21 protein-coding genes are annotated in these 23,261 nt (G+C 64.7%); 12 read left to right on the top strand and 9 right to left on the bottom strand.

All coding sequences use genetic code 11. The annotated features are described in order from the left end of the window. Positions 1-17: 17 nt before the first annotated feature. The 8 genes from ACX17K_RS11055 to ACX17K_RS11020 all read left to right on the top strand — a co-directional run bounded on the left by ACX17K_RS11055 (position 18) and on the right by ACX17K_RS11020 (position 9,788). Positions 18-2,177, top strand: coding sequence for a hypothetical protein (locus ACX17K_RS11055; RefSeq protein ID WP_493774830.1), 2,160 nt, complete (start codon positions 18-20; stop codon positions 2,175-2,177). Positions 2,178-2,207: 30 nt separating this feature from the next. Next, the gene (locus ACX17K_RS11050; protein ID WP_493774829.1) at positions 2,208-3,419 is read left to right on the top strand and encodes a ferritin-like domain-containing protein; all 1,212 of its coding nucleotides are present in this window, start codon (positions 2,208-2,210) and stop codon (positions 3,417-3,419) included. Positions 3,420-3,484: 65 nt separating this feature from the next. After that, positions 3,485-4,768 (top strand): 3-dehydroquinate synthase, encoded by a 1,284-nt coding sequence (locus tag ACX17K_RS11045; protein ID WP_493774828.1) that lies wholly within the window; start codon positions 3,485-3,487, stop codon positions 4,766-4,768. After that, on the top strand, positions 4,765-5,994 hold the full coding sequence (eboE, locus tag ACX17K_RS11040; RefSeq protein WP_493774827.1) for a metabolite traffic protein EboE: 1,230 nt from the start codon (positions 4,765-4,767) through the stop codon (positions 5,992-5,994). The genes ACX17K_RS11045 and eboE overlap by 4 nt, the downstream gene beginning before the upstream one ends. Further along, a complete protein-coding gene (locus ACX17K_RS11035; RefSeq protein ID WP_493774826.1) occupies positions 5,984-6,925 on the top strand; it encodes a UbiA family prenyltransferase in 942 nt (313 codons plus the stop codon). The genes eboE and ACX17K_RS11035 overlap by 11 nt, the downstream gene beginning before the upstream one ends. A 26-nt stretch (positions 6,926-6,951) precedes the next feature. After that, positions 6,952-7,884 (top strand): EboA domain-containing protein, encoded by a 933-nt coding sequence (locus tag ACX17K_RS11030; protein ID WP_493774825.1) that lies wholly within the window; start codon positions 6,952-6,954, stop codon positions 7,882-7,884. Between the two features lie 21 nt (positions 7,885-7,905). Next, positions 7,906-8,979, top strand: a complete 1,074-nt coding sequence (locus ACX17K_RS11025; RefSeq protein WP_493774824.1) for a TatD family hydrolase — start codon at positions 7,906-7,908, stop codon at positions 8,977-8,979. A 29-nt stretch (positions 8,980-9,008) separates the two neighbouring features. Further along, positions 9,009-9,788, top strand: coding sequence for a VOC family protein (locus ACX17K_RS11020; RefSeq protein WP_493774823.1), 780 nt, complete (start codon positions 9,009-9,011; stop codon positions 9,786-9,788). A gap of 108 nt (positions 9,789-9,896) precedes the next feature. Here the strand turns inward: ACX17K_RS11020 and ACX17K_RS11015 are convergent, their stop codons facing one another. Then, complete coding sequence (locus ACX17K_RS11015; protein WP_493774822.1) at positions 9,897-10,388, bottom strand: Lrp/AsnC family transcriptional regulator; 492 nt, start codon at positions 10,386-10,388, stop codon at positions 9,897-9,899. Between the two features lie 125 nt (positions 10,389-10,513). Here ACX17K_RS11015 and ACX17K_RS11010 point away from each other — a divergent pair, with 125 nt between their 5' ends. Then, complete coding sequence (locus tag ACX17K_RS11010) at positions 10,514-11,131, top strand: LysE family translocator (RefSeq protein WP_493774821.1); 618 nt, start codon at positions 10,514-10,516, stop codon at positions 11,129-11,131. A gap of 71 nt (positions 11,132-11,202) precedes the next feature. On the opposite strand, the gene ACX17K_RS11005 is transcribed toward ACX17K_RS11010, so the two are convergent. The 3 genes from ACX17K_RS11005 to ACX17K_RS10995 all read right to left on the bottom strand — a co-directional run bounded on the left by ACX17K_RS11005 (position 11,203) and on the right by ACX17K_RS10995 (position 14,500). Then, entirely contained in the window at positions 11,203-12,318 is a 1,116-nt protein-coding gene (locus ACX17K_RS11005) for an alkene reductase (protein WP_493774820.1), read from the bottom strand. Positions 12,319-12,386: 68 nt separating this feature from the next. Continuing rightward, positions 12,387-13,193, bottom strand: coding sequence for a 2,5-didehydrogluconate reductase DkgB (gene dkgB, locus ACX17K_RS11000; RefSeq protein ID WP_493774819.1), 807 nt, complete (start codon positions 13,191-13,193; stop codon positions 12,387-12,389). Between the two features lie 104 nt (positions 13,194-13,297). Next, entirely contained in the window at positions 13,298-14,500 is a 1,203-nt protein-coding gene (locus ACX17K_RS10995) for an MFS transporter (protein WP_493774818.1), read from the bottom strand. 102 nt (positions 14,501-14,602) lie between these two features. On the opposite strand from ACX17K_RS10995, the gene ACX17K_RS10990 reads away from it, so the two are divergent. Next, positions 14,603-15,517, top strand: coding sequence for a LysR substrate-binding domain-containing protein (locus tag ACX17K_RS10990; RefSeq protein WP_493774817.1), 915 nt, complete (start codon positions 14,603-14,605; stop codon positions 15,515-15,517). 83 nt (positions 15,518-15,600) lie between these two features. On the opposite strand, the gene hflX is transcribed toward ACX17K_RS10990, so the two are convergent. Further along, positions 15,601-16,989, bottom strand: coding sequence for a GTPase HflX (gene hflX / locus ACX17K_RS10985; RefSeq protein ID WP_493774816.1), 1,389 nt, complete (start codon positions 16,987-16,989; stop codon positions 15,601-15,603). A gap of 157 nt (positions 16,990-17,146) precedes the next feature. On the opposite strand from hflX, the gene ACX17K_RS10980 reads away from it, so the two are divergent. Continuing rightward, positions 17,147-18,409 carry a DEAD/DEAH box helicase gene (locus ACX17K_RS10980; protein ID WP_493774815.1) on the top strand — a complete coding sequence of 421 codons (1,263 nt, stop codon included), beginning with the start codon at positions 17,147-17,149 and terminating at the stop codon, positions 18,407-18,409. Positions 18,410-18,472: 63 nt separating this feature from the next. Here the strand turns inward: ACX17K_RS10980 and ACX17K_RS10975 are convergent, their stop codons facing one another. Together ACX17K_RS10975 and ACX17K_RS10970 are read right to left on the bottom strand one after the other, a co-directional pair. Further along, positions 18,473-18,721 (bottom strand): helix-turn-helix domain-containing protein, encoded by a 249-nt coding sequence (locus tag ACX17K_RS10975; RefSeq protein ID WP_231153350.1) that lies wholly within the window; start codon positions 18,719-18,721, stop codon positions 18,473-18,475. Between the two features lie 13 nt (positions 18,722-18,734). Further along, the gene (locus tag ACX17K_RS10970; protein WP_493774814.1) at positions 18,735-19,226 is read right to left on the bottom strand and encodes a DUF2975 domain-containing protein; all 492 of its coding nucleotides are present in this window, start codon (positions 19,224-19,226) and stop codon (positions 18,735-18,737) included. A 458-nt stretch (positions 19,227-19,684) separates the two neighbouring features. Here ACX17K_RS10970 and ACX17K_RS10965 point away from each other — a divergent pair, with 458 nt between their 5' ends. Next, on the top strand, positions 19,685-21,394 hold the full coding sequence (locus tag ACX17K_RS10965; RefSeq protein WP_493774813.1) for an ABC transporter ATP-binding protein/permease: 1,710 nt from the start codon (positions 19,685-19,687) through the stop codon (positions 21,392-21,394). Between the two features lie 12 nt (positions 21,395-21,406). On the opposite strand, the gene ACX17K_RS10960 is transcribed toward ACX17K_RS10965, so the two are convergent. Both ACX17K_RS10960 and ACX17K_RS10955 read right to left on the bottom strand, forming a co-directional pair. Continuing rightward, complete coding sequence (locus tag ACX17K_RS10960; RefSeq protein WP_493774812.1) at positions 21,407-21,835, bottom strand: DUF1801 domain-containing protein; 429 nt, start codon at positions 21,833-21,835, stop codon at positions 21,407-21,409. Positions 21,836-21,931: 96 nt separating this feature from the next. Beyond that, positions 21,932-22,963, bottom strand: a complete 1,032-nt coding sequence (locus ACX17K_RS10955; protein ID WP_493774811.1) for a patatin-like phospholipase family protein — start codon at positions 22,961-22,963, stop codon at positions 21,932-21,934. Positions 22,964-23,261: the final 298 nt, after the last annotated feature.

The following is a 23,261-nucleotide window of genomic DNA, read 5'->3' as shown; positions in this document are numbered from 1 at the left end:
TATCGAGGAGCTATCGCATGAGTTATCTCCAGTACCCCCGTCTGGCCTTCTCTGGCCTGTTTCAATCCGATGTCTCCACCGTCAACAACGATCCGCGCCATTTCGACAACGCCACCTTTGAACAGCGCTTCCAGGAGCCGCGTTACCAGCCGCCCGTGCAGGAAGACGCCGGCGGCGCTCAGCTCTCGATCAACAACGGCTGGTGGAACCCTTGGGGCACCGGCATTTTCGGACTGAAGAATTGCGTGGTGCAATCGGCGCTGGGACCGGACGGCCAGGAAATCCTGAGCAGCGGCGAAGACGCCGCTGTCGGCCTGCTCGTGGGCAACGCCAACGACCAGCCTTCCGGCAAGATGGTGGACCTGGACCCGGACTGGCAGCTGGCTTCCTGTATTTACGGCCAAGTGATCACCCTGCGCGCCGCCAGCGGACAAGTGCTGATGCGCGGCCAATACGCGCCCAACCCCTTCCGCGACTTGTGGTTCAACCGGGTGGGCAATATATCGGGCGACAGCGCGGCCTCCGCCATCTGGCAGACTCAGCTCACTCATGTGGAATGGGATCTGGACAAGATCGACAGCCCGGTGCTGCAAGCCTTGAAAGCCATCTGCGAGCAGCAGGGAAATATCCTGTCGCTGCGGCTCACCACTTACGGCTACGACGACTCATTGGGCGAAAGCTTCTTTTCCTACGGCATCCTGCTGGGCGCCATCGGCCCCGCTTATGAGACCGAACCGGAATCCTTCATTCTGGGCCGCCGCTTCATTCCCGCCAATAATCTGCTGCCGTCCGACGCTTACCAGCCGCAAGATTATGTTCCCAATGTCGGCTGGTTCAGCGCGCAAGTGGTGACAAACGACAAAACCCAAAACAGCACGCTGTACGTGGACCTCAGCAATGCGCTGCCCTTGGTCTACAAACCCTCGCAAACTCCGGCAGACGGCAGCCGCCCAAGGCCTATGAGCACGCCGGAAACGACTTACGAGGTAGACATTCTCTGCGGCAGGGGCAGCGGCAATCCAGCAGCCCCTAAAGAAGGCAATAGCCAACAGCTGTGGCAGCAACCCCTGATCATCGCCCAATTGACATCGCAGACGCTGCCGACCAGTCCTTATCTGCAGCCGGGGCAAACCGTTCCGGCTCCCGCAGCTGCGCAATATCAGCCGCTGGCGACCATCGACATCAGCAATGCCAGTCTGCTCAGCCGCAGCGGCATTGTCGCGGTGCCGATTCCCGCGTCCATGCAAGCGAGCATCAACCAACTGCCGCTGGCGTTGCTGACTTCAGCCAATCCCGACACCGGCATCGCCTTGCTATTGTGCTGCGAAGGAAGCGGCGGCTGGGAAGTGCGCGCCGACCAATTCGCGCTGCGCCTTGACCCCAACGACGCGGAGGCCAACGTTTTGGACTCAGACGTTTACGTCGCGCAATATGGCGTGCCGCTGGTCAATGGCGACGTCACCCTGGCCGTCACCTCCACCGGTCCCCAGGTGGATGTGGGCGACTGCCCCTCCGACACTCCGCCGGAAACAACGCCCAAGGCTCCGGCCCCCACCTTCAACGTGCCGGCGGAGCAAGTCCGCTTCGCCCAGAACGCTGCGCGCACCAACGCCAACGGCATGGTGAAGCTTACCTTCAACGGTCCGCAGGCCCTGGGTTACCCGCGCTATTACATCGATGGCCAGCTGTTCAACTATGCCTACAACTTCGCGTCCGACCCATCCACCCCCAAGTCGGCGGCGCCGCAACCGACGGTACAGCAGATGTTCGACCAGTACGTGATCGTCGTCCGCTCCACCTACGTGGTCCCCGATACGGTCACCTGGGAAGACGTGCAGCCCATCCTGCAACAGTACGCCAACCTGTACCCGGTGATGAGCCAGGGCTTGTTCGATTTTTCCAAGAAAGAGCAGGCGGACGCCAACGCCTTCATCCTCAAGTTCGTGCTGGACAAACCGGACGACGACCCAGACCAGATGCCGGTCACCCGGGATCTGTCCAGCAGCAAGCGCCAGGCGCTGATCAAGTATTTCGACAGCGTGCTGCAAGAACAAGGCCGCCCGCCCAGCATGTTGGACATGTTCGGCAAGCGCTGCCCCACCCGAGGCGGAGGTTCGCAAAAAGACTGCCCGCAAGGCTTAGTCAGCTACGGCAAGCCCGATTGCCCGGCCAAATAATCCGCGCCTCCATCCTGAAAGGGTACGAATATGCTGCGCATCAAACAGAGCATCATCGATCAGCTATTGAAGGGCTGTAGCCTGGACGAGCTGAAAAAAGCCGTGAACACTGCGATCGCGCTTGAGTTTTCCACCATCCCTCCTTATCTGACCGGACTGTTTTCCATCATGCCCGGCGGCAATCAAAGAGCCTCCGCGCTGATTCAATCCATCGTCACCGAGGAGATGCTGCACCTGACGCTCGCCTCCAACATCCTGATCGCCATCGGCGGCAATCCGGACATCGTCGCCATTGGCCGATCCCTGACTTACCCCGGGCCGCTACCGGATCAGATCGATAACAACCTTCAGGTGGGACTGGCCGCGCTCAGCAAGCCGCAACTGAAAAACGTGTTCATGGCGATAGAGCGCCCGGAGACCAAACCTGGGGAAATCCTGCCAGGCGAGGTGGAGCCGCAACCGACTCCCGCCGTGCCTGGCGAATTCGGCTCCATCGGCCAGTTCTACAAGGCGCTGCTGACCGCCCTCACCATCGCCAACGCCAATAACCCGGAACTGTTCTCCACCCCCAGGCTGGAACAGCAGCTCGACATCAGCAAGTGGTTCCCGCCGGTTCCCACCGCGCCTGCGAATGGCCAGATCCGCAATCTCGACGATGCGGCGATGGCGATCAACACCATCATCGTCCAGGGCGAAGGCATAGAAACCGGAGGCGAGAGCCAGGGAAATCTCGAAGGCCAGAGAATCGAGGGCAAACTCAGGAAGGCAAATCTGAATGAATCGATCCTGCCGCGGCATCGTCACGGCGGAAACGGAGGCGTGTCCGTCGAGAATGTCAGCCCTGGCGACGGCGACGGCAGCTACGCGCACTATTTCAAGTTCGGCGAGATCTTTTACGGCCGCGAGCTGATGCCAGACCCCGAAGCCGTATCGGGCTGGTCGTACAACGGCGCGCCGGTGCCGCTGGATGAAAGCCAGATCTACAACTTCCTGCCCAACGCCGCCGTCAGCGATTACCTGCCCGGCTCATCCGCCTCCGTCGCCGCCCAACGCTTCTACGATGCCTACCAGATGCTGCTGACCAGCCTGAATCAGGTGTTCAACGGCAAACCGGCCGCCATGGACCGGGCGATGGGCCTGATGTACCAGTTGAAGCTGCAAGCCCAGCAGGTCGCGCAATGTCCGGTCGGCGGCAATGCGTCCAACCTGATGGCGGCCCCGCCGTTCATGCTGATCCGTTGATCCCCCATGGCTACGCGTTCCCGCAAGCCTTCCGGAACGCGTAGCCTTCGAACAAGGAGATGCCGATGAAACTGGCCGGAACGGACCCTGTTCGCCTACTCCCGACCTCCCGCGCCGCAGCAGCGGATGCTCGGCCGGATTCGCATCAACGCCTGCAACTGAACCATGACTTCAGCGTGATCCACACCCGCGACGCCTTCGCCGCGGAAAATCCCTCGCTGCTCCAGGTCCTGCGCCGCCGCGAACCCGCCAAGCGACACCGCGTGGCGGTCTTCGTCGACGACGGGGTGCTGTGCGCCTGCCCGGAACTGCCGCAGCGCATCCGCGGCTACGCGGACACGCACGCCGCCCATCTGGAAATAGCCGGAGAGATCGTGCCTCTGCCGGGCGGAGAAGCCTGCAAGAACGATCCCCAGCACCTGTGGCGGCTGCTGCAGGCTCTGGCCGACCGCAATATAGACCGCCACTCCTACGCGCTGGCCATAGGCGGCGGTGCCGTGCTCGATACCGTTGGACTCGCCGCATCCCTGTTCCATCGCGGCGTGCGCCACATCCGCCTGCCGTCCACGGTGCTGTCTCAGGCCGACAGCGGCGTCGGCGTCAAAAACGCCATCAACTGGAACGGCCAGAAAAACCTGATCGGCAGCTTCGCCGTGCCCTGGGCCGTGATCAATGACGCGGCGCTGATAGATGGTTTGCCCGCGCGCGAGAAGCGCGCCGGCATGGCCGAGGCGGTAAAGGTGGCGCTGATCCGCGACGCGTCATTCTTCCGCTGGCTGGAAGCCCGGGCCGACGCGCTCGCCCGCTTCGAGCAGCCAGACCTGGAAGAACTGATACAACGCTCGGCGGCGCTGCATCTGCGCCAGATCACCCAGGGCGGCGATCCATTCGAGCAGGGCTCGGCCCGCCCGCTGGATTATGGCCACTGGATCGCCCACAAACTCGAACGACTGAGCGGCCACGCGCTGAACCACGGCGAGGCCGTGGCCATAGGCGTCGCCTGCGACGCGCGCTATTCGGCATTGGCAGGACTGCTGCCCGCGGGAGACGAGGCCCGAGTCTGGCGACTGCTGCGCGCGCTGGGCTTCGAGCTATGGCACGAACAGCTGCTGGCCCAAGACGAGCATGGCCGGCTAGCGCTGCTGCAAGGCCTAGGCGAATTCCGCGAACACCTGGGCGGCGATCTGTGCGTGACCCTGCTGGAAGAGCTGGGCCACGGCCGCGAAATGAACGCCATAGACGGGGAGCGCGTCATGCAGAGCATCCTCTGGCTGCAGCAGCGGCACGTCGCCGCCCTGCCCGATGCGCGCACCTGCGTGCACGAAACGGTCTGCGGAGCCGGACGATGAAACTGGCGCACCTGCCCCTGCCCGCGCATCTCTCCTACTGCACCAACATCCATGCCGGCGACAGCCTGGCCGAGGTCGAAGCCAGCCTGGATGATTTTCTGCCGGCGATCCGCGCCCATCTGGAGGAATGGCGGGCGCTTCCCACCGACGCACCGTTCGGCCTGGGGCTGAGGCTGTCCGCCCAGGCGGCGGAAAGCCTGCTGAGCGAAGACGCGCTGCGCGCCTTCGCCGCCCGGCTGGAGCCGCTGCATGCCTATGTGTTCACCATCAACGCCTTCCCTTGGGGAAACTTTCATCAGAAACCGGTAAAGCAGGCAGTCTACCAGCCCGACTGGCGCAGCCCCCAGCGCGCCACCTACACCCAGCATTGCGCGCGGGCGCTGGCCGCGCTGCTGCCTGCGGACGTGGAGGGAAGCATCTCCACCGTGCCGCTGGGCTTCGCCGACGGCGACCGCGCAGCGGCGATGGCGGACTCGCTGCCGCAATTGCGGCTGGCCGTGCTGGAACTCAACCGGCTGATGCGCGAAACCGGCAAGGAAATCGTCCTGGCGCTGGAGCCGGAGCCGGCCTGCCTGCTGGAAAACGCCGCCGACGCGCTGTCTTTCTTCCAGCGATATTGGTTTGCCGAGGACAATCTGGCGCAGCTGGCCCGGCAGGCCGGCTGCGCGCGGCGCGATGCGCTGGAATTGGCGCGCAGGCACCTCGGCGTCTGCTACGACGTATGCCATGGCGCGGTCGAATTCGAGGACCCATGCGCGGCGCTGGCCTCGCTGCTCGACGCCGGCATCCGCGTCGCCAAGATCCAGCTGTCCTGCGCTCTGCGGGTAGAAACGATGGATGAGCGCGCCGCCATTCAATTGCGAACCTTCGACGACGGGATTTACCTGCATCAGGTGGTCAGGCGCGATGCGTCCGGCCTGCAACACCACCCGGACCTGCCGCAAGCGCTGAGCCTGCCGCCCGACGCCGTCCGGCGGGAATCATGGCGCGTGCACTGCCACGTGCCGCTGTTTTGGCAAGCGCCGCCGGAAGCGGGCCTGGCCAACACCCGCGACAGCCTGGACGCGGTGCTCGGCATGCTGCGCCGGCAGGCCGTCAGTCCCCATCTCGAAGTGGAAACCTATACCTGGGACGTGTTGCCGCCCCAGCTGCGCGCCATGCCCAAGGCCCAGGCCATCGCGCTCGAATTGCACACCGTTCTGAAGGAGCTGCGCCATGAGCGCTGACGCCGTTTCATCGATGCCGGCCTGGCTGCGCCTGGGCCGTGTTTCCAATCTGCCCACCGTGCTCAGCAACGCGCTGGCCGCCGCGCTGCTGGGCGCCGCGTCCGGCGGGCATGCCTTGAGCTTGGCAGACCTGGCGGCCCTGCCCCCGTTGATGCTGTCGATGTGCCTGTTCTACGTGGGCGGCATGTACCTCAACGACGCCTTCGACCGCGAAATCGATGCCCGCGAGCGCCCCCAGCGCCCCATCCCGTCAGGCGAAGCGCGCGCGCAAACGGTTTTCGCCTGCGGCTTCGGCATGCTGCTGGCCGGCTGGCTGCTGCTGGGGCTATACGGCAACGATCACAGCCGGTTCTACGGCGCGCTGCTGGCATCGGCCATCGTGCTGTACAACGTCTGGCATAAGGACAACGCCTGCAGCCCGCTGCTAATGGGAGCCTGCCGCGCCCTGCTGTGCCTGTGCGTCGGCTCGGCCTTCGCCGGCGGCACCCCGCCTCTGCTGTGTCTCGCCGCCGCTTTGCTGTTGGCCCATATCGTCGGCCTCAGCCACGCCGCCAAACAGGAAAGCCTGGACCGCATCGGCACCCTCTGGCCGCTGGCGGTGCTCGGCCTGCCGCCATTGGCCTACGCGCTGCTGGCGCTTGTCCGCTTCATCCCGGACGGAGCCCCCCAAGCCTGGCAAACGCTGACGCTCGCCGCGCTGCTGGCCATCGCGTTGACCGCCGCGCTGGCGCTCGCCGCGGCTCGGCTGCTCAAGCGTTCCGCGCCCGGCGCGGTCGGACAGGCGGTGGCGCGGATGATCGCCGCCGTCAGCCTGCTGGATGGCCTGGCCCTGGCCGCCAGCCTGCCGCAGCCAGCGCCTGCGGCCATTCTCGGCTGCGTGGCGGCCTATTTCGCCACGCGTTTCCTGCAAACCTATATCCCGGGAACCTGAATATGCGCAGCGACGCTCGAGATTCCATGCCCTTCCCGCCAGCGGCTCCGCCCTCTACGGGCGCATGGGCCGCATGGCAAACCAGCCGTCCCGCCTGGCAGGCGCTGCTGCGCAACTGGCTGAGCGCCCGCACCGACGGCGACTGGTACGCGCGGCAATGCCAGGATCTGGCCCACGCCACCGCGGGGGATCGTCCGCTGAACCTGCTGTTCAAAGCGATGGGTATCGCGCCGCGCAAGCTGGGCAAACAAGACTTGGCGCTCAGCGAGGCGGAACAGCGCCAGGCCCGCGCCTTGCAACCCGGCTTCGACGCCAGCCGCTGGAGCGTGGACCAGGCGGCCCGCGTCGGCCTGATACTGGCCGCGGCCAGCCATCTGCCCGACGGAGCGGCCTTCGCCGCCCTGCTCGACCAGTTGGCGAATCAGGGCGACATCCAGGAGCAGATCGCCCTGTATCAAGGGTTCGCCCTGTATCCGCAAGATCCGGCCTTGCTCACGCGGGCCGGCGAAGCCGTGCGCAGCGGCATCCGTCCGGTCTTCGCCGCCTTCGCGCTGCGCGATCCCTGGCCGCAAGCGATGCTGCCGCAGGCGGCGTGGAATCAGATGGTGGTCAAAACCTTCTTTCTGGACTTGCCGCTGTGGCCGATCCAGGGGCTGGCTGATCGCGCCGATCAGGATCTGGGCGAAATCCTTTGCGACCTGGCGGCGGAACGCGCCGCCGCCGGCCGCGGCCTGAACCTGGAAATCTGGCGCCTGTTGGCGCTATGCCCCGGCGAGCGCGGACACGCGCTGCTGCGGCGGCAATACGCCGACACCCGTCCCGGCACGCACGAAATGTACGCCTTGCAACTGGCGGCGAGGGAAAGCCCGCATGCCGACGTCCGGGCGCTGGCGCCCGCCGGGCTGCCCGGCATCGAATTCAGCGATGAATGGGAACGGCTGGCCCAGTGGCGGGAATGAATCCAACAAGGGGGAAACCAGATGAGCGACATCCAACACGCAATCGAAGAAATGTTTTCCGAACGCAGCGCGGCCTGCCCCTGCTGCGGAGCCACCCTGAGTCCGGAAACGCTGCGGGACTTGCTGCGGCAGGCCGCGCAGCATCAGCAGGAGCGCCAGTCGTTTCACCGCCTCTCGCCCGGCGCGGGCGGCATGCTGATAGACCCGCACGCCCACATGATCGCGCGCACCACCGACGACTACGAGGCGATGGCCGCCAGCGGCGTCGTCGCCGTGATCGAGCCGGCATTCTGGCTGGGACAGGCGCGCACCAACGTGGGCAGCTTCATCGATTACTTCTCTACCATCGCCGGCTTCGAACGCTTCCGCGCCGCGCAGTTCGGCATCCGCCACTACTGTGCGATCGGCCTGAACCCCAAGGAGGCCAACAACCGCGAACTCGCCGACGCCGTGCTGGATATCCTGCCGCGCTACTTGGCCAAGGAAGGCGTGGTGGCTTTGGGGGAAATCGGCTACGACGAGCAGACCGAGCTGGAAGACCGCGCCTTCCGCGCGCAGATCGAACTGGCCCAGGAATTCGACCTGCCCATCATGATCCACACGCCGCACCGCGACAAAAAGCGCGGCGCCAAGCGGACGATGGACACGCTGGAGGCCTGCGGTTTCGATCCCGCGCGCTGCGTGATCGACCACAACAACGAGGAAACGGTACAAGAGGTGCTTGATCGCGGCTATTGGTGCGCGTTCACGATCTACCCCTCCACCAAGATGGGCAACGACCGTCTGGCGGCCATCGTAGAACGCTACGGACCTGAGCGCATCATCGTCGACTCCGCCTGCGACTGGGGCGTGTCCGACCCGCTGGCCGTCGCCAAGTCGGCGCGCATCATGGCCGCCCACGGCCTCGATGAAGCCGTGATACGGCAGGTGGTCTACCACAATGCGCTGGCGGTCTACGGCCTGAACGGCGAAATGAGCGAAACCGACTGGCTGGAACCCGCGCCGGTGGATCAGCGCACGCTGTACGGCGGCAACTCGGTATTGCGCGGCCAGCCGCCGCGGGTGGACCAGGACAACCCCGACCGCATCGTGTGACGGCGAGGCATCCCAAAAAGGAAAACGGCATGACAAGCAGACAAAGCAACCCCGTGAGCCTGGTTTCGCAATGGTTCATCCGTCACGGCTGCGTCGAACAGGTGCTGTCGGCGCTGCCCGCCTATGTGCAGGAAGTGATGGAGGAGCCGGGAACGCTGATCTACCTGGTTCACGCCCCGCTGCCGGAAAACAATCCCAACCCCTTGCTGCAATCTCTGCCGCCCGCCGTGCGCCCCAGCCTGCTGTTCTTCGAAGAATATGCCAGCGAAGACGCGTTTCTGGCCCATGTCAAAGGCCCGGCCTTCACCGCTTTCGTCGACAAATACGGCCAGTGCTTCATCAGCAGCGATGGCCATCCCTATAACACGGTCACCTTCCTGCGCCGCGAACAGGGCTTCATCCGCGGCCTGGATAGCCGCTCGCCGCAAGCCGAGCAGATCGGCAGCCTGAACCGGCATCCGGCCGTGATGTTTGAAATCATCGCCAAGGATCAGGACAAATCGAAAGCGTTCTACAGCGAGGTGTTCGGCTGGCGCTACCAGAACGGCGGCTCCGGCTTCGCCTATGTCCGCTTCCCGCTGCAATTGCGCACCCTGCTGGGCGGCATCGGCCAATCCGAGAGCGGCGTGCCCGGCATGGAGCCGGGCCACAGCTTCTATCTGCTGGTGGAGGACTTGCAGCTGGCCATAAACCGCGCGCTGGCCGCCGGCGGCAGTCCGCACATGCCTATCACCAGTGTGGACGGCTACACGTTCGCCATGATCAAAGACCCGGAAGGCAACCCGATCGGCCTGCTGCAGGCCGTCTGAATGCGCCAGGCCTTCGCGCCCCAAACCTGTCCGCGGGGCGCGAGGGCGGAATCGCTGGCATCCGCCGCGCGGACAGGCGCTTCAACCTTGCAGACCCGTTGGCCCCGGCTAGCTGCGCGCTTCCGGCCCCATCGGCAGCCTGCCAGACATTTTCACCTCGCGCAGGGACAGGCTGGAGCGGATCGACGATACGCCCGGCAGTTCGCGCAGCACATCGCGCACGAAGACGCCGAACGCTTCCAGATCCTCGGCGACCACCTGCAGCAGGTAGTCGCACTCGCCGGTCAGGTTATGGCAGGACAATACCTCCGGTATCGCCTGCACCCGCTCTTCGAAGCGCAGCGGCGCTTCGCCGATATGGCTGCCGAAGCCGATCTGCACGAAAGCGAGCACGCCGTAGCCCAGTTTCTTGCGGCTCAGCACGGCCTGGTAGCCTTCGATATAGCCGTCGGCCTCCAGCCGTTTCAGCCGGCGCCAGCACGGGGTCTCGCTCAACGCCACCTGTTCCGCCAGTTTCGCGTTGGACAGCCTGCCGTCCTTCTGCAACAAGGCCATCAAGGCAAGATCCACATCATCCAGGTTTGATTTTGGAAGATTCATTTTTAATTAAAACCAAAAAGGAAAGAGTCTTTCCAAATCTAACGTGTTAGCGCAAGAGAAAGCAAAGCAATTTCATTCCGCCGGGCGCACACTAGCCGCATTGCCTTCTTATGCCGGAGCCCGCCATGCTGTCCTTGTCCGTGTTGTCGCTCTACCTCGCCGCTCTGGTCGCCGTCTACATCCTGCCGGGCCCGGACATGGCGCTGGTGATGGCCACCTCGGCCAGCCGCGGCGTCGGCGCCGGCTTGCTGACCGCGCTCGGCATCGCCGCTTCGCGCTTTCTGCATGTGATGATGTCCGGCCTGGGCCTCGCGGCCCTGATGGCCACCCACCCGCTGCTGTTCGACGCGGTGCGCTGGATAGGCGCCGCTTATTTGTTATGGCTGGCGTGGAAAGTGGTGTGCGCCAAGCCGGCGCAGGAAGATGCGCCCCAAGTGAGCGAGTCCGGCCGCGCGGCGATCGCCCGCGGCTTCCTGACCAATCTGCTCAACCCCAAGGCGCTGATGTTCTGCGCCCTGTTCCTGCCCCAGTTCGTATCGCCGGCGCACGGCGCGGTGCTGCCGCAGTTCGCGCTGCTCGCGGTCATCCTCGTTGCGGTGGGGCTGTGTTTCGACACCGCCTACGCCTTCGCGGCTTGCGGCATCGCCCGCCGTCTGAAGGGCCGCGGCCCGGTGGCGAAGCTGCAGAAAGGCCTGCTCGGCGGCGTGTTCGTGCTGATGGCCGGCCGGCTGATCTTCGGCTGACGCGGCCGAACCGCGCCGTCTCCGTCCAGCAGCTCAGCGCAAAAGAGCCATCCTCGGATGGCTCTTTTCGTTCAGGCCAGGAATTCGGCCAGCGCGGGATAGTCAGTCAAGCCGCGCGCGCCGCCGCCGAACAAGGTGGCGCGGTCGTGCTCCGCCAATGGCGCGCCGCTGCGCAGTCGCTCCGGCAAGTCCGGGTTGGCGACAAAAGGCCGGCCGAAAGCGATCAAATCGGCCCAGCCGGCGGCGATCGCCTCCCGCGCCCGCGCCGCGGTGTATTTGCCGGCGTAGATCAACACCCCGGGAAAGGCCGCGCGCAGCTTTTGCTTGAAGGCCGCCGGCATCAGCGGCGCGTCGTCCCAGTCCGCCTCGGCAATATGCAGATAGCCGACGCCGAGTCCGCCAAGCAGCTTGGCCGCGGCGAGATAGGTGGTTTCCGGGTCGTCGTCGACGCAACCGTTCAGCGTGGTCAACGGCGCCAGCCGGATGCCCACGCGCGACGCGTCGCCGCAGCCGTCTATCAAGGCCTGCGCCACTTCGCCGAGGAAGCGCAGCCGCTTTTCCAGCGTGCCGCCGTACTCGTCGGTGCGGGCATTGGCGTTCGAATCGATGAACTGGTTCACCAGATAGCCGTTCGCGCCGTGCAGCTCCACGCCGTCGAAACCCGCGGCCATCGCGTTGCGGGCCGCCGCGCGGTACTGCTCCACCACCTCGCCGATCTCGGCGATGCTCAAGGCGCGCGGCGTGGAAGCCTCGATGAAGCCCGGCGTGCTGCCGTCTTCGCCTGCGATGAACACATTGACGCCGACGGCCTGGATGGCCGACGACGACACCGGCTGCTCGCCATCCAGCAAACTGGCGTGGCTCAGCCGGCCGACATGCCACAGCTGGGCGAAGATGCGGCCGCCGGCGGCATGCACGGCATCGGCCGTCTTGCGCCACCCAGCCACTTGCGCCGGCGTGTGGATGCCCGGCGTCCACGCATAGCCCTTGCCTAGCGGCGCGACATACGTGCCTTCGCTGACGATCAGGCCGGCGCCGGCGCGTTGCGCGTAGTACTCAGCCATCAACGCATTGGCTTCGTCGCCGGGCTGGCTGGCGCGCGAGCGCGTCATCGGCGGCATCACGATGCGGTTGGGCAGCGTCAGCGCGCCCAGCCTCAGCGGTTGAAACAAAGGGTCCTGCATCATATTGCTTGTCCTGTCGATGCCGCGGCCCTTCGGCCTCGGACGGGTGGATTCAGATGGGCGCGGGGCACTCAATCCCATTGCGGCGCCAGGCCGTCGGGGCTCACTTCGCGGCCGTTGCACTCCAGCGCGGAGATCTGCGCCATCTCCTCCTCGCTCAGGCGCAGGTTTTGCGCCAGCAGATTGCCGGCGAGATTCTCGCGTTTGGTGGACGACGGAATCACCGAATAACCCAGCTGCAACGCCCATGCCAGCGCCACCTGAGCCGGCGTGGCCTGGCATCGTTGCGCGATGGCGACGATCACCGGATCGCCCAGCACCTTGCCGTAGGCCAGGGTCATGTAGGAAGTGACGTGGATGCCTTCGCTTTGCAGGAAGTCGGCCAGCTTGCGGTTTTGCAGATACGGGCTCAACTCGATCTGGTTGGTCGCGATCGCATCCTTGCCCACCGCGGCGATCGCCTGACGGGTCAGCTCGATATTGAAGTTGGAGATGCCGATCCGGCGCGTCAGGCCCTTGGCCTGGGCGTCGGCCAGCGCGGTCATGAACTCATCGACCGATACGCCATTGCCCGGCGCCGGCCAGTGAATCAGCGTCAGATCGACATAATCGGTGCGCAGCTTGGCGAGGCTTTCCTCCAGGCTGGGCAGCAGCTTGTCCTTGGCGTAGTTGTCCACCCAGATCTTGGTCGTCAGAAACAGCTCGCCGCGGCTCACGCCGGAAGCGGCGATCACGGCGCCGACGTCCGCTTCATTGCCGTAAATCTGAGCGGTGTCGACCGCGCGGTAGCCAAGTTCCAGTCCATTGCGGACAGAATCGACGGCAGCCTGGCCTTGCAGGCGGAAAGTGCCGAGGCCGAAAGCGGGGATGGTGCTCATAGTGTGTTTTCCCTGGAAGTGATGGGTCGGAAAAGCCGATGGGCGCTTGCGCGTTTCCCATCGCGAAGGGTGGCGAAAATCAGCATTGCGTTTGAAAACCGCGTCTAGGCGGCAGGAGCGTCCGCCAGTTGGCCATGCCCGCGCAGGCTGTCGCGACTGTCCAGCGCGCCGCTCAGCACAGTCAAGGCGAACGCGCCCAGCGTCACCGCCGCCGCTATCCACGGCGTATGGCCCAGCCCGATGCGCTCGACGATCAAACCGCCCAGCGAAGAGCCGCCGGCGACGCCGAGATTGAAGGCGGCGATGTTGAAGCCCGACGCGACATCCGCGGCCTCCGGCGCGAAACGCCGCGCCTGCTTGACCACATAGACCTGCAGGCCCGGCACATTGCCGAAGGCCACCGCGCCCCAGGCCAGCATTGTCAGCACCGCCAGCCAGGCGATATGGACGGTGAAGGTCAACGCCAGCAACACCAGCGTCAGCAGCAGAAAGATCCGCTTCAGCGCCTTGACCGGGCCGGCGCGATCCGCCAGCCTGCCGCCCCAGACATTGCCGAAGGCGACCGATGCGCCGTAGCCGACCAGGGCCAGGCTGACTTGCGTCGGCGTGAGGCCGGCGATCTGTTCCAACAACGGCGCCATATAGGTGAAAGCGATCAAGGAGCCGCCGTAGCCCACCGCCGTCATCGCATACACCAGCAACAGGCGCGGCTGCATCAGCGCGCGGAGCTGCCGGGCCAGCGGCGCGGAGGCGGTCTGCGCAAGCCGGCGCGGCATGAAGGCCATCACGCCGGCCAAAGCCAGCAGGCCGAACAAGGCAACAATCAGGAAGGTGGCGCGCCAGCCGAAGTGCTGGCCGATGAAGGTGCCGAGCGGAATGCCGGCGACGAAGGCGACGGTCATCCCGCTGAACATGGTCGCGATCGCGCTGGCGGCTTTCTCTTTCGGCACTAGCGTGGTGGCGATGATGGAGCCCACCGAGAAGAACACGCCGTGGGCGAGACCGGTGAGAATGCGCGCGATGATCAGCGACTCGTAGCCGGGCGAAAGCCAGGCGACCAGATTGCCGACGGTGAACAGCGCCATCAGCGCGGCGAGCAGCGTCTTGCGCGGCACGCGGCCGGTCAGCGCGGTCAGCAGCGGCGCGCCGACGGCGACGCCGAGCGCGTACAAGCTGACCAACAGGCCTGCAGAAGGCAGACCCACCTGGAGATCGGCCGCGATGGTCGGAATCAGGCCGACGATGACGAACTCGGTCGTCCCGATGGCGAAAGCGCCGATAGTCAGCGCGAGTAGAGCGAGTGGCATGTTGAACATCCATGGGGCCGGAAGGAATGGATGCAGTGTGCCCGCTTTACTTTTGCGCAAAAACCGGCTTATAAACGAAATTATCTTGAATTAAATTCAACAATGAAAGTCACACTCGACGAGCTCCAGGCCTTCGCCACCGTCGTGGACACCGGTTCCATCACCGCCGCGGCGCAGCAACTGGATCTCACCGTCTCGGCGACCAGCCGCTCGCTGTCCCGGCTGGAAGAGAAGCTGAAAACCACGCTGCTGCGCCGGACCACGCGCCGCCTGGAACTGACCGAAGAGGGACGCGCTTTTCTGCAGAACGCGCGGACCATCATCGATTCGGTGGACCGCGCCGAGGAACAGATGCTCGCGCGGCGCGACCAGCCATCCGGACGGCTGCGGATCGACGCCGCGTCGCCGTTCATGCTGCATGTGATCGTGCCGCTGGTGCGCGGCTATCGCGAACGCTATCCGCAGGTGGAACTGGAGTTGAACAGCAACGAAGGCATCATCGACCTGCTGGAGCGGCGCACCGACGTAGCGATACGGATCGGCCAGCTGAAAGACTCCACGCTGCACAGCCGCCTGATCGGCCACAGCCGGCTGCGCGTCCTGGCCAGCCCGGCCTATCTGGAAACGCACGGCCAGCCGCGCAATGTCGAAGAGCTGGGCAGGCACGCGCTGCTGGGCTTCAACCAGCCCGAGACGCTGAACACCTGGCCGCTGCCGGGCGCGGACGGCGAAGCCTGCCGGATCGAGCCGGCGGTGCGGAGCTCAAGCGGCGAAACGCTCCGGCAACTGGCCCTGGACGGCGCCGGCATCGTCTGCCTGTCGGACTTCATGACCGAGCAGGACCGCGAATCCGGCCGCCTGACGCAAATCCTCGCCTCCGACACCCTGGACATGCGCCAACCGATCCAGGCCGTCTATTACCGCAACACCGCGGTGTCGTCGCGGATCGCGTCCTTCATCGATTACCTGGTCGAGGCGCTAGGCGGCAAGCTTCCGGAACAGCCCGCCGCGAAATGAAAAAAGCCTTCCCGTTCAGGAAGGCTTTTTCACTCGACGCCGGCACTCAGCCGCAGGCATAGACCGCCCGCGAACAAGCCCGATCAAACTTCCCAGTACTCCTTCTCCCTGCCCTGCGAACCGGGGTTGAGCTGCTCGCGCAAGCTGCGCAGCTTTTCCGGCTCGCCGCGCACGCGGAAGCGGCTGCCTTCTTCGTCGGCATGCTCTTCCAGCACCTGGCAGTGGCTGTAGATCTCGCCGCGCAGCTGCTGGGCGGACCACGGCAGCAGCAGCTCGTCTTCCACCAGATCCTGCTGGAAGAAGGAGACGATGGCCGCGCGCAGGCTGGACACGTCATCCGGACGAAGCGCGCTCATCACCACGCAGCCCGGGTAGCGCTGTTGCAATTCCGCCGTCCAGGCGGCCTGCGCGGCTTCGTCGCCGACATGGTCGATCTTGTTGAACACGCGGATGCGCGGCAGCTCGTCGGCGCCGATTTCCTTCAGCACTTCGTCGGTCACTTCCAGCTGGCGCAGGAAACCCGGATCGCTGGCATCGATGGCATGCAGCAGCAACGAGGCGTCCAGCGCTTCTTCCAGCGTGGACTTGAAGGACGCCACCAGGCCGTGGGGCAGGTTCTTGATGAAGCCGACGGTGTCGCTGACCAGCACGCGCGGCACGCTTTCCGGGTACAGCACCCGCACCGTGGTATCCAGCGTGGCGAACAGTTTGTTGGCCACCAGCACCTCGCTGCCGGTCAGCGCTCGCATCAGCGTGGATTTGCCGGCGTTGGTGTAGCCCACCAGCGATACCCCGCCCAGGCCCATGCCCTGCCGCTCCAGGCGGCGCGCGCGCTGCGTCTTGCGCTCCAGCTCCATCGCGACGATTTCGCGCTGCAGCTCGGCGATGCGATCGCGCACCTTGCGGCGGTCCAGCTCGGTGTGCGATTCACCGGAACCGCGGCCGCCCATGCCGCTGCGCTGCCGGCCTTGCGGGCCGGCCAGCTTGGCCGCTTCGCGCAGGCGCGGCGCCATATAGCCGAGACGGGCGATTTCCACCTGGGCGCGCGCCGCGCGCGAGCGGGCGTTGCGATGGAAGATCTCCAGGATGACCATGGTGCGGTCCATCACCTCGCAGCCTACGGCCAGCTCCAGATTGCGCATCTGCGACGGCGAGATCTCATGGTCTACCAGCACGGCGTCGATTTCGACCACGCTGGCGTCCAGCTCCTGCGGTTCGTCTTCCAGTTCGTCGCCGCGGATGCCGCGCTTGACGTACATGCTGATTTCTTCCAGCTTGCCGACGCCCATATAGGCGGTGCGGTCGAAGCTGTTGCGCTTTTGCACAAAGGTCTGCACCACCTGGAACCCCAGGGTCTTGGCCAGCTCGCTCAGTTCGGTGAGCGAGGCCTCGAACTCGACATCGCTGACTTCAGGCAACTGCACCGAGGCCACAATGGCGTAGCGGGGCTTCTCTTTGACTTCTGTTTGCATCTACGGATGGCTTTATTTTGGATGAAGAGCCCAGATAGTACTCGCAAACGGCCTTTTCCGCTGGCAAGTCGCGCTTCTTTCTTGACCGGAGAGCCGGCGCGGCCGATACTCGTGCCGCTTCGGGCCCCGCCCCTTTATTCAACAGCCGTAATCATTCATGCCATTCGCTTTCCTGGGCCTGCAGCCCGATCTGGTCCAGTCCGCTCTCGAGCAAGGCTATACCCAACCCACCGCCATCCAGAACGCCGCCATTCCCGCCATCCTGCAAGGCGGCGATGTGCTGGCCACCGCTCAAACCGGCTCCGGCAAGACCGCGGCCTTCTGCCTGCCGCTGCTGCAGCAATGGCTGGCCAGACCGCGCGGCATACTGCGCCAGCCCCAGGCGCTGATCCTGCTGCCCACCCGCGAACTGGCGGCCCAGGTCGGCGAGATTCTGCGCGACCTGGCGCAGGCCCTGCCGCGCAAGCTGAAAGTGGCCGTGGTCTACGGCGGCGTGTCCATCAATCCGCAAATGATGGCGCTGCGCGGCGGCGCCGACATCGTGGTGGCCACGCCGGGACGTCTGCTGGATTTGCTCGACCACAACGCGCTGCGGCTTTCCGCCGTCAAGACGCTGGTGCTGGACGAGGCCGACCGGCTGCTGGACCTGGGCTTCGCCGACGAATTGGGCAGCGTGCTGGACCGGCTGCCGCCGACGCGGCAGAACCTGCTGTTTTCCGCCACCTTCCCGCCCGCCGTGCGCGCGCTGGCGGAAAAGCTGCTGAACCAGCCGCAGCGGGTAGACATCGAACAAACCGCCGCCACCGCGCCGGACATCCTCCAGCGCGCCATCGAGGTGGACGCCGACAAGCGCACCCTGCTGCTGCGCCATCTGCTGGCGGCAAACCATTGGGACCGGGTCTTGGTATTCGTCGCCAGCCGGCAGGCTGCCGACCGGGTGACGGACAAACTGCATCGCAACGGCGTGCCCGCCGCCGCCCTGCACGGCGATTGCAGCCAGAGCCAGCGCGGCCAAGTGCTGGCCGACCTCAAGTCGGGCCGCTTGCGCGTGTTGGTGGCCACCGATGTGGCGGCGCGCGGCATCGACATCGCCCGGCTGCCGCTGGTGGTGAACTACGATCTGCCGCGCTCGCCGGTGGACTACACCCACCGCATCGGCCGCACCGGCCGGGCCGGCGCCCGTGGCGAAGCCATCAGCTTCGTCAGCGCCGACTGCGCCGCCCATTTCAAGCTGATCGAAAAACGCCAGCAGTTGCGGCTGGCGCGCGAACGGATAGAAGGCTTCGAGCCGACCGAGGCCGCCGCCCCGGCCGCCTCGCTGACGGACCCCGACGGCAACGGCGGCATCAAGGGCAAACGCAAGAGCAAGAAAGACAAGCTGCGCGAAGCCGCCGCCCGGCAACAGGCCGGCGGCGACTAAGGCAAGCCAGGGCGGCCGCTCCGCAAATGGAGCGAGAGCGGCCGCGCCGCGGCTTCCGCCAGGCTAAAACGCGGCCCCGTCGTCGGGCCCCGCCTCCTCGCCCGGAGCAGGCGGAATGTACTCCAGCAAGTCGCCGGGCTGGCAATTCAGATGCCGGCAAATCGCCTCCAGCGTCGAGAAACGAAAACCCTTGATCTTGCCCTGCTTCAGCAGCGACAGATTTTGCTCGGTGATGCCTATGGCGTGGGCCAGATCCTTGGATTTCACTTTGCGCTGAACGAGAAGCACGTCCAGGTTGATTTTTATCGGCACGGGGCGCTTTCTGTCAGAGGAATTGCTTGTTCTCGCGCGCCAGGGCTACGCCCTCTTGCTGAATGCGCGCAATCACCATCACCACCGCCGCGATGAACAGGCTTTCCAGATTGCCGGTGTCCAGGCCGAAAGTGAGCTGGCGGTGCCCCGCCGGCTGCATCATGGTCAGCCACACGCCCATCAAAGGCTGAACGAGAATATCGGCCAGCACCCAGAATGCGATGCGGGAGCCCACCTTCGCCAGCAAGGACGCGGCATGCTCGGAAAAATACTCGGCCTGGGCATAAAGCCGGAACAAACGGCGCAACGCGTTCAGGCCCTGGGCCAAGACCAGCAGCGGGAGGCAGGATATTACTGCACCGCCCAGCCGTTGCCAAAGCGGCAAGACCGTCATATCGAAGTGGCGCAGGCCATAAAAGCCACTGTGATCGTCGAAAGAAATGGTCAAGCCGGCGTCCAGAATCGCTTTGGGAAACAACCAGAGCAAGAGATGGAACAGCAGCATCGCGCAGATGCCCAGAAAGGTGACGCAGGCCATGACGGCGCAATAACGGCTTAGTCGCGGAGAATTCATCGGTGTCCTTTGCTTGTCTCGAAGCGGCGCGCATGCGGCGCCATCTCATGGGATCAGTCACACACACTCAAGTAGCGGAATCATTTTTTATTGTTAAACGATAATTTATTCTCGTGCAAGCTTAATAACAATGCCTGTGGCGCCGCTGTCACACTTCACCTCACGCTCTTGCCCCGGCGCGAAACGCCAAGACGCAGGCCCTGCCTGCTCTTGCCGGCTGATTTGCCTTCAAGCGATCATTAAGTTCATTCATTACGATCAATAATTATCGTTTTACGATGATTAATTTTCGCATTACAGTCATTCATTCGTGCGAATGGCAATGCCATCTCGCGGTCCGAGAATGATGCGGGGAGCCATGCCCCCGGATGGCAAGAATGAGGTTTGGCATGAATGAGCAACAACAACGGGGCGGATCGGACAACAGCTTGATCGCCAAGTTTCTGGCGCTGGCGGGTCCGTACTGGCGCTCAGAGGAAAAGTGGATGGCCTGGACGCTGCTGCTAGCCATCGTCGTCTTGAACGTCGCCATGGTGTATTGCAATGTATGGCTCAACCAGTGGAACGGCGACTTCTTCAATGCTCTGCAACAGCGCGACTGGAACAGTTTCCAGAGTTTGATCGGCGAGTTCGCCGCGCTGGCCTTCAGCTTCATCGCCTGCGCGGTGCTGATGTCTTACCTGACCTCGGCGCTCAATCTGCGCTGGCGGCGCTGGCTGACCGATTTTTACCTTGGGCAATGGCTGGATGGCCGCGCCTACTGCCTGCTGGAGCTCAAATCCTATGGCACCGACAACCCGGACCAGCGCATCGCCGAGGATCTGAAAGCCTTCGCCGCCACCTCGCTGAATCTGGGCTTCGATCTGATCCGAAACCTGACGACTCTGGCCTGCTTCATCGGCATCCTCTGGCATTTGTCGGGGTCGCTGGCTTTGTCCTTGTTCGGCTGGCAGGCGAGCGTTTCCGGCTATCTGGTCTGGGCCGCGCTGGGATACGCGCTGCTGGGCAGCGGGCTGATGCATGTCCTGGGACGCAAGCTGTCCCGCATCAATATGGAAGGCGAGCGGCGCGAAGCGGACTTCCGCTATGCCGCGGTCAGGCTGAGGGAACATGCGCAGGCGGTGGCGCTGAGCAGCGGGGAGGATTTCGAGCGCCGCGCCCTCAGCCGCCTCTTCCAGGACATCTGCGCCAACTGGCGGCAAATGATAGCCGCGGAATGGCGGCTGACGGGCGCCCGCTCCGCCTATTCCCAGCTCGCCGTGATCTTTCCCATGCTGGCATGCGCGCCGCGTTATTTTGCCGGCAAGCTCGCGCTGGGCGGCCTGATGCAGGTCATTTCGGCATTCGGCCACGTGCAGGAAGCCTTGAGCTGGATGGTGAACGCCTACGAGGGCCTGGCCTCATGGAAGGCCAATATCGAACGGCTGGCTTCATTTCAGGCCGCGACAGCGCGGGCGCGGCATGAGCTGGCGCACAGCCGGATCGCGCGCTCGGAGTCGGAGGGCGACGATATCCGGCTATGCAAGCTCGCCGTATCGCTGCCTGATGGACAGCCGCTGCTGGAGAACCTGGACCTGCACGCCTCCGGAGGGGAGCGGATCGTGCTCAAGGGCCCGTCCGGCAGCGGGAAAAGCACCTTGCTGCAAGTGCTGGCCGGCATCTGGCCATGGGGAGAAGGCCATGCCGCGCTGCCGGCGAAAAAAATGATGTTCTTGCCGCAACGGCCGTATCTGCCGCTGGGCACCTTGCGAGAGGCCATCAGCTACCCCGCGGCTGCCGACGCGTTCTCCCTGGCGGAACAGGAGTTTGTGCTTGTTCGGTGCCGGCTGGCGCATCTGACGCCGCAGCTGGATGATTACGGCAATTGGTCGGCCAGGCTCTCGCCGGGCGAGCAGCAACGACTGGCTCTGGCCAGGGCCCTGCTGCACAAGCCGAGCTGGCTGCTGCTGGATGAGGCGACTTCGGCATTGGACCCGCATAACCAAAGGCATTGCTACCAGCAGTTGCGCAGCGAACTGCCGGATTGCGCGGTGATCAGCGTCTCCCACCGGCCCGAGGTGGACGCTTACCATGATCGGGTCTGGCGGATAGATGGATGAACCCGCGTGCCGTCAGCCCGAATTCCGCCCGCTCTTTCCGGATTTGGATTTCGCCGCGGAAAGATTGAGCGCGACCGCGGCGAGGATCAGCGCCTTGAACGCGTCCGCGTCTATCGCCTCCCCTTCGCGGATATCGATGGCGCGCCTGGCGTTGCCGTCCAGGCTGGCGTTGAAAAGCCTGGATGGATCGTCCAGCGAAGCGCCTTTGAGAAAGGTCAGCTTGACCGCCGACTGGTAGGATTCGCCGGTGCAGATGATCCCGGCATGCGCCCAAACCGGCGTGCCCATCCACTTCCATTCCTCGACGACATCCGGGTCCGCCTCCCGGATAAGCTGGCGCATCCGGCTTAAAACCTCTCCACGCCAGCCGCCGAGCTCCGCGATTCTTTCATCGATCCGTCGGGATGCCGGCAGGGCCTCGCTTGAAACCGCTTTCTGCATCGCTTCCTCCGCTCAAGAAAACGCCATGACCCCATGGGCCAGGCGGCTGCGCAGACGGGCGACATCCGCCCCCGGACACACGCAGTCTGGCCAGAGTCAGGACTGGAGAAACAGGCTGTTGATGTCCACGCTGGCGCTGCGGCCCACTTTGCCGCCATGCTCCGCCATCCAGGCTTGCGCCGCCTGGCGTCCTTCGTCCCGCAGCCAGGCCAGGAACGGGCCATAAGTCAGCGCCCGGCTGGACGAGTCGAGTTCGGCCAGCAAGTCATGGGCTTCCACCAGATGGAAACGCGTGGCCAGCAGATGACGCTCCAGACGGCCGCGCAGATAAGCAGGCGCATCCGCCATTTCCCGCAGCAAGGCGAACAGGCGCATTTCGCGCAGGAAAGCGCTGTTGAAACCCAGCAACATCGCCCGGCGCTGGATCTCGTCGGCGGTGCGCGGGGTATCGCCATGCATCATCGGCGACAGCAACACCAGCAGGATGTCGTCGCTGCGGCAAAACTTGAATAGCGGAAAGATAGCCGGATTGGCGGCAAAGCCGCCATCCCAGTACGGCTCGCCGTCTATCATCACCGCCTGCTGCAACGATGGCAGACAGGCCGAGGCCAGCAAGGCGTCCGCGGACAGGTCGGCATTGCGGAACAACTTCAACCGTCCGCTGTTGGCGTGCGTGGCCGCCACGAACAGCTGCACCGGCGAAGCCTGCCGGATGCGCTCGAAATCGAATAGCGAAACGATGATGTCACGCAACGGGTTGTAATCCAGCGGATTGAGCTGATACGGGGAGAACCATTGCGACAGCTGCAACACCATTTTCAGGCTGGGGGACGCGGTGGAATCCATGCTGAACGGCAGGGGTCGGGCCATTTCTCCCGGCAAGCTCTCACCCACCCTGCGCCAGAACGCCCCCAGCGCCTCCCGGGCGGCATCCGGCCCGCCAAGGCACAGGCCATGCGCGACGGCAACCGCGTTCATCGCGCCGGCGCTGGTGCCGCTCAAACCGTCGAAACGATAGCGCCCCGCCTCCAGCAGCGCGTCCAGCACGCCCCAGGTGAACGCCCCATGCGCGCCGCCGCCCTGAAGCGCCAGGCTCAGCGACGGCTTGCCTTCCATACGCCGGAACATAGCCGCTCCAATGATGTTGCACCGCACAAATATGGCACGGCGGCTTGCCATTAACAAGTTGTGTTTGCATGAATGAGGCATGCCGCGTTTGCCATTCGGTCCCTGAGAGCCGCTAGCAAAACCTCGTAGAACGTCCAGGGCAAGACCGGTCGGCGCAGACCGTACAAGCAGTACGTCAAACCGACGCAACACAGCATCGGGGCTTTTGCCGGCGGCTCTAAATGGAGGCGTGCGCGGCATCTGCAGAACCGGCCACCCGAGCAAGCGCCGCCGCCGGCTCAGCAACCTTTTCCCGGCA

Source organism: Chromobacterium sp. INPA-IVC, assembly GCF_059047085.1.
This window is presented reverse-complemented; position numbering and strand designations above follow the sequence as displayed.

Bases quoted from the DNA above. Each gene is read 5' to 3' on its own strand.
- ACX17K_RS10995 (WP_493774818.1), bottom strand. From the start codon at position 14,500: ATGCCACTCGCTCTACTCGCGCTGACTATCGGCGCTTTCGCCATCGGG.
- ACX17K_RS11020 (WP_493774823.1), top strand. From the start codon at position 9,009: ATGACAAGCAGACAAAGCAACCCCGTGAGCCTGGTTTCGCAATGGTTC.
- dkgB (WP_493774819.1), bottom strand. From the start codon at position 13,193: ATGAGCACCATCCCCGCTTTCGGCCTCGGCACTTTCCGCCTGCAAGGC.
- ACX17K_RS10955 (WP_493774811.1), bottom strand. From the start codon at position 22,963: ATGTTCCGGCGTATGGAAGGCAAGCCGTCGCTGAGCCTGGCGCTTCAG.
- ACX17K_RS11015 (WP_493774822.1), bottom strand. From the start codon at position 10,388: ATGAATCTTCCAAAATCAAACCTGGATGATGTGGATCTTGCCTTGATG.
- ACX17K_RS10960 (WP_493774812.1), bottom strand. From the start codon at position 21,835: ATGCAGAAAGCGGTTTCAAGCGAGGCCCTGCCGGCATCCCGACGGATC.
- ACX17K_RS10965 (WP_493774813.1), top strand. From the start codon at position 19,685: ATGAATGAGCAACAACAACGGGGCGGATCGGACAACAGCTTGATCGCC.
- hflX (WP_493774816.1), bottom strand. From the start codon at position 16,989: ATGCAAACAGAAGTCAAAGAGAAGCCCCGCTACGCCATTGTGGCCTCG.
- ACX17K_RS11025 (WP_493774824.1), top strand. From the start codon at position 7,906: ATGAGCGACATCCAACACGCAATCGAAGAAATGTTTTCCGAACGCAGC.
- ACX17K_RS11045 (WP_493774828.1), top strand. From the start codon at position 3,485: ATGAAACTGGCCGGAACGGACCCTGTTCGCCTACTCCCGACCTCCCGC.
- ACX17K_RS11030 (WP_493774825.1), top strand. From the start codon at position 6,952: ATGCCCTTCCCGCCAGCGGCTCCGCCCTCTACGGGCGCATGGGCCGCA.
- eboE (WP_493774827.1), top strand. From the start codon at position 4,765: ATGAAACTGGCGCACCTGCCCCTGCCCGCGCATCTCTCCTACTGCACC.
- ACX17K_RS10980 (WP_493774815.1), top strand. From the start codon at position 17,147: ATGCCATTCGCTTTCCTGGGCCTGCAGCCCGATCTGGTCCAGTCCGCT.
- ACX17K_RS11055 (WP_493774830.1), top strand. From the start codon at position 18: ATGAGTTATCTCCAGTACCCCCGTCTGGCCTTCTCTGGCCTGTTTCAA.
- ACX17K_RS10990 (WP_493774817.1), top strand. From the start codon at position 14,603: ATGAAAGTCACACTCGACGAGCTCCAGGCCTTCGCCACCGTCGTGGAC.
- ACX17K_RS11050 (WP_493774829.1), top strand. From the start codon at position 2,208: ATGCTGCGCATCAAACAGAGCATCATCGATCAGCTATTGAAGGGCTGT.
- ACX17K_RS10970 (WP_493774814.1), bottom strand. From the start codon at position 19,226: ATGCTGCTGTTCCATCTCTTGCTCTGGTTGTTTCCCAAAGCGATTCTG.
- ACX17K_RS11035 (WP_493774826.1), top strand. From the start codon at position 5,984: ATGAGCGCTGACGCCGTTTCATCGATGCCGGCCTGGCTGCGCCTGGGC.
- ACX17K_RS11005 (WP_493774820.1), bottom strand. From the start codon at position 12,318: ATGATGCAGGACCCTTTGTTTCAACCGCTGAGGCTGGGCGCGCTGACG.
- ACX17K_RS11010 (WP_493774821.1), top strand. From the start codon at position 10,514: ATGCTGTCCTTGTCCGTGTTGTCGCTCTACCTCGCCGCTCTGGTCGCC.